This window comes from Flavobacterium aerium, from assembly GCF_030766725.1.
GTDB lineage: Bacteria > Bacteroidota > Bacteroidia > Flavobacteriales > Flavobacteriaceae > Flavobacterium > Flavobacterium aerium.
The window spans coordinates 191262-204979 of the sequence record NZ_JARQWR010000004.1 but is presented as its reverse complement, the minus strand read 5'-3'; the positions used below and the strand labels follow the sequence as shown (position 1 = coordinate 204979).

At 33.2% G+C, this 13718-nt stretch carries 10 protein-coding genes; all 10 read right to left on the bottom strand.

Annotation, left to right across the window (positions count from 1 at the left end):
• Positions 1–161: 161 nt before the first annotated feature.
• The 10 genes from pgi to uvrC all read right to left on the bottom strand — a co-directional run bounded on the left by pgi (position 162) and on the right by uvrC (position 13671).
• Positions 162–1805, bottom strand: coding sequence for a glucose-6-phosphate isomerase (gene pgi, locus P6733_RS07315; protein WP_306351458.1), 1644 nt, complete (start codon positions 1803–1805; stop codon positions 162–164).
• A gap of 3 nt (positions 1806–1808) precedes the next feature.
• The gene (locus P6733_RS07310; protein ID WP_306351456.1) at positions 1809–3038 is read right to left on the bottom strand and encodes a M23 family metallopeptidase; all 1230 of its coding nucleotides are present in this window, start codon (positions 3036–3038) and stop codon (positions 1809–1811) included.
• A 19-nt stretch (positions 3039–3057) separates the two neighbouring features.
• A complete protein-coding gene (locus P6733_RS07305) occupies positions 3058–3996 on the bottom strand; it encodes a tryptophan 2,3-dioxygenase family protein (RefSeq protein ID WP_306351454.1) in 939 nt (312 codons plus the stop codon).
• A 3-nt stretch (positions 3997–3999) separates the two neighbouring features.
• A complete protein-coding gene (locus P6733_RS07300) occupies positions 4000–4773 on the bottom strand; it encodes a DUF3108 domain-containing protein (protein ID WP_306351452.1) in 774 nt (257 codons plus the stop codon).
• 295 nt (positions 4774–5068) lie between these two features.
• Positions 5069–6229, bottom strand: coding sequence for a 4-hydroxyphenylpyruvate dioxygenase (gene hppD, locus P6733_RS07295; protein ID WP_306351450.1), 1161 nt, complete (start codon positions 6227–6229; stop codon positions 5069–5071).
• Between the two features lie 133 nt (positions 6230–6362).
• Positions 6363–6701 carry a CCC motif membrane protein gene (locus P6733_RS07290; RefSeq protein WP_306351448.1) on the bottom strand — a complete coding sequence of 113 codons (339 nt, stop codon included), beginning with the start codon at positions 6699–6701 and terminating at the stop codon, positions 6363–6365.
• Positions 6702–6708: 7 nt separating this feature from the next.
• Entirely contained in the window at positions 6709–7866 is a 1158-nt protein-coding gene (locus P6733_RS07285; RefSeq protein WP_306351446.1) for a homogentisate 1,2-dioxygenase, read from the bottom strand.
• Between the two features lie 249 nt (positions 7867–8115).
• Complete coding sequence (locus tag P6733_RS07280; RefSeq protein WP_306351444.1) at positions 8116–9561, bottom strand: amino acid permease; 1446 nt, start codon at positions 9559–9561, stop codon at positions 8116–8118.
• Between the two features lie 91 nt (positions 9562–9652).
• Complete coding sequence (locus P6733_RS07275) at positions 9653–11863, bottom strand: patatin-like phospholipase family protein (RefSeq protein WP_306351443.1); 2211 nt, start codon at positions 11861–11863, stop codon at positions 9653–9655.
• A gap of 5 nt (positions 11864–11868) precedes the next feature.
• Positions 11869–13671 (bottom strand): excinuclease ABC subunit UvrC, encoded by a 1803-nt coding sequence (uvrC, locus tag P6733_RS07270; RefSeq protein ID WP_306351441.1) that lies wholly within the window; start codon positions 13669–13671, stop codon positions 11869–11871.
• Positions 13672–13718: the final 47 nt, after the last annotated feature.

The following is a 13718-nucleotide window of genomic DNA, read 5'->3' as shown; positions in this document are numbered from 1 at the left end:
ATTATTAATATTTTAACAATATCGGCTAAAATGTTAAATTACCATTTACATATTAATAAAACCATTGAATTATTCTAACAAAAACCTCCTTTTCACCAAATAAAAAAGCACTCTTTACGATCATAAAGAGTGCTTTTTATATTTTTAATTTCTAATCCTATTTATTTTTTATCTAAAAAATATTGCAATAAAAACTGTGTAGAACTATCGTGTTTTTTAATTGATTTTGTATTGATTTCGTCCAATATAGAAGTTGCCAATTGCTTCCCTAATTCTACTCCCCACTGGTCATAACTGAAGATGTTCCAAATGACACCTTGTACAAAAATCTTATGTTCATATAGAGCTACTAAGGAACCTAAGCTCTCAGGTGTTAATTTCTGTATCAGTACTGTATTCGTAGGCTTGTTGCCTTGAAATACTTTAAAAGGTAATAAAAAAGCAGCTCTATCGGCAGACAGACCTAGTTTATCAAACTCTTCGGTAACTTGTTCTTCTGTTTTACCATTCAATAATGCTTCTGTCTGTGCAAAAAAGTTTGACATGAGCTTATCATGGTGATCATTATTACCATACAAAGGCTTCACATAACCAATAAAATCGGTAGGAATTAATTTTGTTCCTTGATGAATTAATTGAAAAAATGCATGTTGTGAATTAGTTCCGGGTTCACCCCAGATAATTGTGCCTGTTTGATAATTCACAGGATTGCCATCTCTTCCTATACTTTTTCCGTTACTTTCCATAATCCCTTGCTGAAGATATGGAGCTAGCTTTTGAAGGTATTGTGTATACGGAATGATTGCTTCACTTTCGGCACCAAAGAAATTATTGTACCAAACACTTAACAACGCTAAAATAACAGGGATGTTCTTATCAAATTCTGCCGTTTTAAAATGCTCATCCATGTCATTTGCTCCTTTCAATAATTTATCAAAATTATCAAATCCCACTGCTAAACTGATAGATAAACCCACTGCACTCCACAATGAAAATCTTCCTCCAACCCAATCCCACATCGGGAAGATGTTGTTTTCATTAATTCCGAAATCTTTCACCTTTTGCACATTTGTAGACACTGCAACAAAGTGTTGCCCTACACTTTCTACTGGTGCTGATGCTAAAAACCATTTTCTAATGGTTTCAGAATTTGACAAGGTTTCTTGTGTTGTAAATGTTTTTGAAACAATGACAAACAATGTTGTCTCAGGATTCAATTGTTTAATTGTTTCCATCACATGATCGCCATCTACATTAGAGATAAAATGAAGATTGAGGTGATTTTTATAGAATTGTAATGCTTCAACAATCATTGCAGGCCCTAAATCTGACCCTCCTATTCCTATATTTACAACATCTGTAAATGCTTTTCCTGTATATCCTTTTCTTAAACCACTTACAACTTCTTCTGTAAATGTTTTTATTTTCTGTTTAACCTCAAATACTTCTGGAATAACATTTGATCCTTCTACATTAATTACTGAGGATTTTGGTGCACGTAATGCAGTATGTAAAACGGCTCTTTCTTCTGTTTCATTAATTGAATCTCCCTGAAAATATTTTGATATTGCTTCTTCTAACGAAACTTCTTTTGCTAGCTTAAGTAGTAACTGAATTGTTTCTTCATTGATTCTATTTTTAGAATAATCCAATAGGAAATCATTCCATTGTATATTAAATCTTTCTACTCTTTTTTCATCTGCAGCAAACATCTCTTTCATTGAAGCGAATTGCATCTCTTCAAAATGATTTCGAAGTTCTTGCCATGCAGCCGTTCCAGTAGGATTAATATTATGTAAGGCCATTATTTATTTAAATTTTATTTTTGCAATACTATCCAATTCTGCTTTTAGAGGCATCATATAGGATGTGAATCTAGGTTTATGCTTTGCATTCATTGGTTCGGAGTTTGGTAATTTTTGTGATAATGCATCTACCTGTACCCCATTCTTCCAGAATCTATAACATACGTGCGGCCCAGTGGCTAATCCCGTACTACCTACCTTACCAATCACTTGTCCTTGTGTAACATGTTGTCCTTGTCTTACTAAAATCTTAGACATATGAAGGTATTGCGTTGCATAAGTTCCATTGTGTTTTACTTTTACAAAATTTCCATTCCCTGCTGTATATCCTGTTTTCTCAACTACTCCTGAGGCTGTTGTCATGATTTCTGTTCCTTGCGGAGCAGCATAATCAATTCCATTGTGTGCTTTCCATCGTTGTTGTACTGGATGGAATCGACGCGGAGAGAATCGGGATGATATACGGCTAAATTTCAACGGTGCTTTTAGGAAAAAATTCTTCAATGCTTTCCCTTGTTCATCATAATAGTCGATCTTTCCTGATGTAGTATCTTGTACAAATGGAAATGCATAAATTGTTTTTCCTTTGTAATCGAAAAATGATGCTTCAATGCTTTCTACTCCTGCGTAGATTGTATCATTAATATATTTTTCATTAAAGGTTACTGCAAATTTATCTCCTTTTTGAATTTTGAAGAAGTCAATAGACCATGCATAAATTTGAGAAAGATTATGTGCTAATGAATTATCAACACCTGCTTCATTTAAGGTTTGAGACAGCGAAGATTTTATCTCCGCAGCTACGGTTCTTCTTTTAATTGTAATGGGTCTTTTCTTTTTATAGGCAATAATGCTATCTCTTAAATCAACTACAAAGTAATTTATATTATCTGGCTGATAGATGAATACTTTCAGGTCTTTTTTTGCGTCTTTTGATTGTAGTAAAGTGAAAGGTCTGCCTGCTTTAATCATTCTTATATTGAATGAATCTCTTACTTTCTCTGTGATCAAATGAACGTTGGTATTATCAATTTTATTCTCTGACAATATTTTACCAAAGGTATCCCCACTTGCAATTGTATCTCTAACCACATTAAAATCATTCAATGTAAATCCAAATTCTTCAACAATTACTGGCGCTTTTACTACAACTTCTTCTTCTACTTTCTCTACTTCATTTTTACAAGATATTGTTGTAAAAAATATTAATAAGGTTAAAACTGCGTATTTCAATTTCTATATTTTTTTCCAATTAAACGTTCTTCTCTTCACCCCATGTATTCAACTCCTCTTCAGACCATAATTCTGGGAAAAATATTCTCTTTTGATATTTTGGATGCATGTATTTTTTCCAATCACTGCCTCCAGTAGCTTCTGCATTTTCCTTACCACTATCTAAATACTTCTTTGCTGCATTAAAATGCCCCATAACCCACGTAATATTGACCGTATGGTCATAATGACGCATTGCATCGACTAATGCTTTGTCTTTTTGATCTTCTATTGGAAGTTCTTTAAATTTCTGCCAAAGATTGATTGTATTATATTCTTCCATATAATCCATAAAAGTCTTCTTGTATTTCTTTTCAAACTCAAGAAGTAAATAGGATTTTTTTCCTGTGTGATAATCTTTTCCTGCTGCCTGCCAATATAGGTGCTCAAAAGCATGATCAAACGGTGTATTGCGATCAATTGTTGCTCTGAAACGGTTATCGATTAGGTTAATCAAATCGGTTGAACAAAATTCAATCAATCTGTATTGTGCACTTTGGAATCCACTGGCTGGTGTAAGTGTATTTCTAAATTTCATGTATTGTTCTACTGCCATTCCTTCTTTCATAATATCAAAAGAAGTGGTCAACATGTCGAAATACCGACTAATGCGCATTAGTTTTTCTGTAAAATAACTTGTTGACGGGAGTTCAGTGTGTGATATCTGATTAATTTCCCACAAAATCATTTTGAAAAGAAGTTCATTTACCTGATGATACATGATAAAAACCATTTCATCGGGTAAAGTTGTACGTTGTGTTTGGATACTCAACAGGGCATCTGTTTGAATATAGTCCCAATATGTTATCGGCTTAGACCAAATTAACCCTTCAAGATGGGTTTCAGTTTTTTGGTTTATTGCCTTAAATTTCTCGTCTAATCGTTCTAATTGTGCTTCTAAATGGGGTATGGTATTCATTTTTTATTCAACTTTTATGGTAAAAGGGTTTTTCAGTCCTTTATATTCTTCTAGATCAGCTTTTAATGAACCAACGGCTAAACTTGCTTTAATTCTAACCGGTATTTTATTCTCATCATCTGAAATCCAAACCGTTAAGCTTTCTTTTTCTTTAAAAACTCGACCTGCTTGCACAGAAGGTTTAAATACTAAAGTGGAAATCTTCCCAAATTTAGTTTTTATATCCTCTTTACCAATATATTTTAACTTAAACTTGAACGTTTCTTCGTCAAAAAACATATCAATTGTAATCGACTCCCCGATTTTAAGTTTATCGATGTCCGGATGATTCCTCAAGTAGTAAAATGAAGACATAATATCTTGTACATTTTCGGGTACTGATAGCGTCTTTTCAGAATCATGTTTGTAATCTTTAACGAATACTGTATTGTTTGATTGATTAAAAAATCCTTCTTGATTTTTTTTATATCCTCCTTCATCTATTTTTCTAATATAATGATAAGGCTGACCTGTAGTTTTATCAAAATAGCTTTGATAATCGTCATTTACTTTAAAAAAGAGCTTAGTAACTCCTGTAGTATATCCATTCCCAACAGCATGAAAAACTTTTTTATTGTTTTTTATACCTTCTTTCACTTCAACAGTAGCATAACCCGCATTTACTAACCCATAATGGATTCTAAACTTAAACCATTCGCCAACAGTAAATGTTTCTTTTGTTTGTGCTTGTAAACTAATTGATATCGTAAGCACAAAAAGAATGATTATTTTTTTCATATTGAATAGATTAATGGGATTTGGGTATACAAAATACAATTTCTATTCCAAATGTATTAAAACAAAAAAACCCAGTCAAAAAAATGACTGAGTTTTTATGCTATTAACCAACCAAAAAACTATAAATTATGAAAATTTATACAAAACTCGAGGAATTACGACCTCTTATTTTGCGAGTGCAAAGGTATATAAGTTTTTACTTTTTTTTATCAAAAAACCAACTTTAACACATTATATGCAATCAACAGCCTTTTTACTGGTTTAAAATTATCAATATCTTAAAAATAATTAGAAATTATAACGTTCCTCTTAATTCTTGTTCACGCTCAATTGATTCAAAAAGTGCTTTGAAGTTACCTGCACCAAAGCCTCTTGCCCCCATTCTTTGAATAATTTCAAAGAATAACGTAGGACGATCTTGAACTGGCTTAGTAAAAATTTGCAATAAATAGCCTTCTTCATCTGCATCTACCATAATTGCTAATTTCTCAATTACACCTAAATCTTCTTTCATCATTTTCATGTGCTCTCCTAATCTTTCTGGAATAGCCTCGTAGTATGCGTGTGGAGGAGCAGATAAAAATTCCACACCTCTTGCTTTTAATTCTGATACCGTTTTAATAATATCATCTGTAGCAATAGCGATGTGCTGAATTCCAGGTCCACCGTAGAATTCCAAATATTCCTCAATTTGAGATTTTTTCTTTCCTTCTGCCGGCTCGTTGATTGGAAATTTAATTCTTCCATTCCCATTTGACATCACTTTACTCATTAATGCAGAGTACTCTGTATTAATTTGCTTGTCATCAAATGATAGGAAGTTTACAAATCCCATCACATCTTCATACCATTTCACCCATGTATTCATCTCGCCCCAACCTACATTTCCAACCATGTGGTCAATATATTTCAAACCTGTTGGCGTAGGATTATAATCTGTTTTCCATTCTCTATAACCTGGAAGGAAAACTCCATTGTAATTTTTACGTTCTACGAAGATGTGTACTGTTTCTCCATAAGTATAAATTCCTGAACGTACTACTTCTCCAAATTCATCTTTCTCCACTGTAGGTTCCATAAATGGTCTAGCCCCACGTTTTGTAGTTTCTTCAAATGCACTTGTAGCATCTTCAACCCATAAAGCTGCAACTTTAACTCCATCTCCATGTTTTTTTAAATGCTCGTTGATTGGAGAATTTTCTGTTAATGGTGTTGTTAGTACAAGACGTATTTTATCTTGTTTTAAAACATAAGATGCTCTGTCTCTAACTCCTGTTTCCAATCCTGCGTATGCTAATGATTGGTATCCAAATGCTGTTTTATAAAAGTGAGCTGCTTGTTTTGCATTTCCTACATATAACTCAACATAATCTGTCCCCAATAATGGAAGGAAATCTTGTGCTCCTTCAAATATTTTTTCTAATCCGTATTCTACGTTTTTAACTTCTTTTGACATGGTAATATATTTTTTTAAATTGCTTGTTAGTTGTTTATCTTTTCAAAATACCAGACTCACCACATGGCTCTCAAATGACTGGTAATATCAACTCTATAATTCAACATAGTTTCTCTTTAAAAATATTAAAACCTTAAAAATCAAGTTCTGAATAATTCATATTTGCTGGCATAACCCAATATCCCAAAAAGGCAATAATGATTCCGGCAATATATAATATTGATAGCACAAAAATCACAATATTCATGACTCTCGCCATTTTTACATTATTATAACTTTGATAGGAATACAATTCGGGTTCTTCAGCATATTTTTTTAAACTACTTGAACACATGTACCATCCTATAATGCTTAATACTATTGAAATCCCTGCTAAGGGACCGCAACAACAACCCGACATCGTGATTACTATAGATAAGACTCCAAGAATTAACCCCATTGGATCTGCATCCAATTTACTCATTTCACCCATTGTTATTCTAGTCTACCCAAGATTTATAATATTTCCCATCGTCTAATCCCATTGCTTCTTCGGTAACCATTAATGGACGGAAAGTATCAACCATAACAGCTAATTCTTCTGTTTTTGTATGTCCAATACTACGTTCCATTGCTCCTGGTGCTGGTCCGTGTGGAATCCCTTTAGGGTGTAATGTTATATGTCCTTGTTCAATATTATTACGGCTCATGAAATCACCATCTACATAGTACAACACTTCATCACTATCAATATTACTATGATTGTATGGTGCTGGAATTGATTTCGGGTGATAATCATATAAACGTGGACAAAAAGAGCATACTACAAAAGTAGATGTCTCAAATGTTTGATGTACTGGAGGCGGTTGATGGATTCTTCCTGTTATAGGTTCAAAATTATGAATACTGAATCCGTATGGAAAATTATACCCATCCCATCCTACAACATCAAATGGATGTGTTGCATATACTACTTCATGCAACATTCCTTCTTTTTTTATCTTGATTAAAAAGTCTCCTTTTTCATCAAATGTTTCCAATTCAGTTGGCAGTTTAAAATCTCTCTCACAAAATGGGGAGTGTTCTAAATGTTGTCCTGATTCATTTTTATATCGTTTTGGCGTATAAAATGGCGCAAATGATTCCACGTAAAACAATCTGTTATCACTTGTTTCAAAATCAATTTGATAGATTATCCCTCTTGGAATAATTAGATAATCACCATATTCAAAATCAATATTCCCCATCATGGTACGAAGTTTCCCTTTTCCACGGTGAATAAAAATCATTTCATCTGCATCGGCATTTTTATAGAAATAACTGCGTAATGATTTTTGAGGTGCTGCTAAACCAATAGTACAATCCTTATTCACAAGCATTGCTTTTCTACTATCCAAAAAATCGTCTTCTGGCTTCAGCTCAAAGCCTTTCAACAACAATGATTTAATATTTTTATTAATTGCAATTTTCGGCTCAACACTGTATGATTTTAAAATCTCTTTTACTTGTGTTGGCCTATGAACATGATACAACAAAGATGAGTGCCCATGAAAACCTTCGGTACCGAAAAGCTGTTCGTAATAAAGCCCTCCATTTGGTTTCTCAAATTGCGTATGTCTTTTTTGAGGGAAATCCCCCAGTTTATGATATAAAGGCATAATGATGAAAATTTAATAATGTTAGGTAAAAAGATACTTCGTACAAGATACTGATTTTGGATTATCCTTTTAGTTAAAAGATCTATAATATTAACCTGCAGCTTACTAGCTTTTTAGCCTACACAAATATCGGAAAAATTTATTTTTTTTACTTATTAATTCTCAAATATTAAAAAAAAAGGAAAGATATTAAAGTATTAATAATTTAATACCCTAATATCTTCTTTATATATTATAGGAGTAAGTTCTTTACTCTTTATTCAACTTACTGCGTTTTTTACCGTAAAGGAAATATATTATTATCCCTAATGCCATCCAGATTATTAATCGGATCCAACTTTCGGATGGTAAAGAATACATTAAATAGAAACAAACCAAAACTCCTGCAATTGGTACAAATGGAACTAATGGTGTTCTAAATGATCTTGGTACATCTGGCATTTTTTTACGCATTACTAATACTCCAATACATACTAAAGCAAATGCTAATAATGTTCCGATACTTACCATGTGTCCTAAATCACTTACTGGAACAAATCCCGCAAAAATACTAATGAAGAACATAAAGAAAATATTTGTTTTCCATGGTGTATGGAATTTTGGATGAATATCTCCAAAGAATTTTGGCAAAAGACCATCTTTACTCATGGAGTAGAATACACGGCTTTGACCTAAAAGCATTACTAATATAACCGAAGTATATCCTGCTAAAATTGCAACAATCAATCCTGTTTGCAAAAATGAATATCCTGTTTTAGCAAAGGCTGTTGCTGCTGGTTTTGCATCTCCAGCAAATTCGTAATACGGAACTAATCCTGTCATTACGTGTGCAAATAAAACATATAGTATCGTACAAACTAATAGCGATCCTAAAATCCCTATCGGCATACCTTTTTGTGGATTTTTTGCTTCTTGTGCTGCTGTAGAAACGGCATCAAAACCAATAAAGGCAAAGAATACAGTGGCCGCACCTGCTGCAATACCGGACCATCCAAATTGTCCTTTTACACCTGTGTTTTCAGGAATGTAAGGTACATAATTCGCTTGATCGATATAACTCCATCCTAAAACGATGAATAGAATCACAACTAATACTTTTACAACCACCAGGATGTTATTTATTTTTGCTGATTCTTTCGTTCCACGCATTAACAACATTGATAGAATACAAACAATAAAAATAGCAGGTAAATTGATGATACCTCCTTCTAAAACGGTACCATCACTTAATTTTAAAGATTCCCACGGAGAACAAATTAATTCCGGTGGTAAGTGTATATTGTATTTACTTAATAATTCTAATAGGTATCGGGACCAACTTACTCCTACAGTTGCTGCTGCAAGTGCATATTCCAAAACTAAATCCCAACCAATAATCCACGCCATAAACTCACCCATTGTAGCATAAGAGTAGGTATAAGCACTTCCTGCTACAGGAATCATCGACGCAAATTCAGCATAACACAAACCTGCAAAGGCACATCCTACTGCTGCAACCACAAAAGAAATTGTTACCGCTGGCCCTGCATGTTCGGCTGCGGCAATACCGGTTAAAGAAAATAATCCCGCTCCAATAATAGCTCCTACTCCTAGCGCTACTAGCGATCTAGAAGACAAAGTTCTTTTTAATCCTTTATCTGTTTCTGAGGCTTCTTCGACTAATGATGCGAATGATTTTCTTCTCCAAATTGACATATATTCTCCGGTTTATTTGTTATTGGCCTCAAATATATTGTTTTTTTGCAGAACATTCCACAATAAAATTAACAGAAAGTTTAGAAGATAGTTAAAACTGAAAACCGACATTAAACGACCAATAATGTTTTCTTGTCTCTGGCGACCACGAATGTTTCACCTCAACAGGCCCAATTAATGTCTCTAATCCATAACCAATGGCATACCCTGAAAATGTGGGTTTTGAGAATAAATTAAAGTCATTTAACAGTTGTTCTCCGATATTTGCATAATTCGCATAAAAATTGATATGGTTTTTTCTGAATATCTCATAATCAACACCTACCATTCCTTTGATATAGGTATCTCCATATAATGCTAAAAAATCATATCCGAAGAACGGCTTGAAACCATTAATTTCATTAAACCCATACCCTCCTAACAAAAAGTATTGTGCTTGTGGAATTCTTCCAATGGAAAATCCTCCTTCTGCTTGTGCTCTAAATGTTACTTTTTTTAAGTATGTCCTAGCAATACCCATTCTCGCTTCTGATATAGAAAATTTGCTTACTTCGTCTATATTATCATCTGAAGACAATAATACCCATTTAAAATCCCCATTAAAATATTCTCCGTTTCTAGGAAAATATTTATTGTCATAGGTATCATATTTTATGTAACCATAGATTCCATAATAGTTTTCTCTTTGTAGAAAAAGCCCATTTATCGTTTCACTATCCATCTTGATGTACTTATGCTCAATTCCTGCTCCTACAGAAAATACTTGTCGAAATAACGTTTGTAAATATACCTGGTTTGTGATATCAGTATATTTAATATTAAACTTATTAATCCCAATTTGTGATGCAATTTCTTCGTCATCTTTAGGTATTGCTACATTGGCATCGAAACGATTGTATCTTGATTTAAATCCGAAACTCCAATAGAATCCATTATCCACATAATAATCCAAATTGTATCGGAGATTATCTCCTAACATAAAGTCAATGGAAGCAACATCGTTTTTAAACAACAAATTCTTCTTCGTATAATTGATTAACGCTGCACTTTTATACAATCCGTCATAATGAACACCAAATCTTAGATATGATTTTATATCACTTTCTTTTAAATCTAATACCAAATCATCACCTTCATCTGTCGCTTTCAATTGGTAGTCAATTTTCTTAAAGTTTTGGGTTGCATTCAAACTACTTAATCCAGCATCCAATCGATCAAAAGCCATCGTTTGATGGGACTTAAACCTCATCTTCCCTAAAATATAGGCATTTGAATAATTCTTGTTCCCTTTTATTTCTACTTTATTAATACAAATGGTATCAATTCTAGAAAAGTTAAAGGGTATTTTTATTTTGCTTGTTTGTTTCTGTTTTGCTGCTAGAGCAACCAATTCTTCTTTAAATACATTTGCCGCTTCTTCTCCATTTTTTATAATTTGATTTCCTGCATCAAATGAGATTACATTAAATCCTTTAATATTTGGTTTTATATAAATGTCGGTTTCTTTTGCCTTTTCTTCCATGCCTTGATACATTTGAAAATTGACAATCTGCATTACCACACTTGCCGCAGAAGACATTCTTTCGCGATTCATTAAATTGTCCTGTACATCTACTCCAATAATAATATCTGCTCCTAAGGCTCTTACCTCTTTCAACGGATAATTATTGACCACGCCTCCATCAATTAAGAATCTACCATCGATTTCAACAGGGCTAAATAGCGATGGGAAAGCTCCGCTCGCTTTCATTGCTTGTGGTAAATATCCTTTATTCAAAATTACCGCTTGTCCATTTTCAATGTCGGTTGCCACACATAAAAATGGAATTGGCAGTTGATTAAAGTCATTGATATGATGTACGCGATAGGTTAATCGATTCAATAGATTATAGGTATTTTGTCCTTTAGAAAAGGCAATAGGAATCCCTATTTTAAATTTATTAAACGGTAATGTAATAGCATATTTATCATCATTTTCTTTTTCATAAAATGACTTTACTGTTCGTGGAAGATTATCTTGAATTATATTTTCAAAATCGGTTACTTTAAAAATCGAATCTATTTCTCTAGCTGAATATCCTGATGCATAGAGCCCTCCAATGATAGCTCCCATACTGGTTCCACCAATATAGCTTATTTCTACACCTGCATCTTCCAAAGCTTTTAGAACTCCAATGTGCGCTAAGCCTTTTGCCCCACCACCACTCAACACTAGACCGACTTTGTATCCTTTTTCTTTTTCTTGGGAGAAACAATTCACCAGAACAGAAAACAAAGCCATTACTAAAATAATTTTTTTCATACTTGTTATTTTTGATCTGTTGATTTGTAAAATTCAGTAATTTTTTTTGCTTTAGAAAGTCCTACTACTGCGGCAATATCTTCTTCTGAAGCTGCTGCAATTCTTTTCACCGATTTAAATTGTTTCAGAAGGGTAACCATAGTCTTTTCTCCTATTCCCGGAATTGTTTCAATTGAGGTTTGTAAAGCATTTTTACTTCGTTTATCTCTATGAAATGTTATCCCAAATCGGTGTGCTTCATTTCGAAGTTGTTGAATAATTTTTAATGTTTCTGATTTTTTATCCAAATATAGCGGAACTGAATCGCCTGGATAAAATAACTCTTCTAATCTTTTGGCTATTCCTATAATCGCTATTTTACCTCGCAATCCTAAATCATCAATGCTTTTTAGCGCTGATGATAGCTGTCCTTTTCCTCCATCAATGATGATCAACTGCGGCAATGGCTCATTTTCATCTAATAATCGCTTATAGCGTCGATATACCACTTCTTCCATTGAAGCAAAATCGTTTGGTCCTTCTACTGTTTTAATATTAAAATGACGGTAATCTTTTTTACTGGGTTTCCCATCTTTGAATACCACGCAGGCAGCAACTGGATTTGTTCCCTGAATATTAGAGTTATCAAAACATTCTATGTGTCTTGGTTCAACTGATAATCGTAAATCTTTTTGCATTTGCGCCATAATTCTCTTAACGTGACGATCTGGATCTACGATTTTAATTTGTTTCAGCTGATCCATTCTATAGAACTTCGCATTGCGAATGGATAAATCTAAGATCTGTTTTTTATCTCCTAATTTCGGAACTGTGACTTTTACGTTTTCTCCTAATTCAATTTCAAATGGAACGATAACTTCTTTCGACATTAATTGAAAGCGTTGTCTTAATTCAATCACGGCTAATTCTAAAAGTTCCTCATCGGTTTCATCTAGTTTCTTTTTCAATTCCATTGTATGGGATCGAATAATCGCTCCATGTGAAATTTGCAGAAAATTGACATAGGCAAAACTCTCATCGGATACAATCGAGAACACATCGATGTTTGTAATTTTCGGATTTAATATGGTTGATCTGGATTGATAATTTTCCAGTATATCTATTTTTTCTTTAATTTTTTGTGCTTCTTCAAATTGCATTTTTGATGCATAATCGAGCATTATTTTCTTGAATTCTTTTAATGATTCTTTGAAGTTTCCTTTCAAGATTTCACGAATTGCATTGATGTTATTTTGGTAATCTTGTTGGGATTGATTGTCCTCGCATGGACCAAGACAGTTTCCAATATGGTATTCCAGACAAACTTTAAATTTCCCTGATTGAATATTTGCTAGGCTTAGGTCGTAATTACAGGTTCGTAAGGGATATAATTCTTTAATTAAGTCTAATAGCATATGTACCGTTTTCCCACTGGTATAGGGTCCAAAATATTCTGACCCATCTTTTATCATTCTACGGGTTGAAAATATCCTTGCAAAAGGTTCATTTTTAATACAAATCCAAGGATAGGTTTTATCGTCTTTTAAGAGGACATTATATCTAGGCTGTAATTTCTTTATTAAATTATTTTCTAATAGGAGTGCATCGGTTTCTGTAGGAACTACAATGTGTTTTATGGAAACAATCTTTTTGACCAATACATTGGTCTTTGCTGTATCGTGTACTTTATTGAAGTAGGATGCAACTCTCTTTTTTAGGTTTTTAGCTTTACCAACGTATAGGATTTTATCATCTTTATCATAATACTGATAAACCCCAGGACTGTCGGGTAAAGTCTGAATTTGTAAAGTTAACGGCGTTAGTTCCATCTAACAAAGTTAAGAAAATCTACTGACTAAAATAACACCAAAGTGGC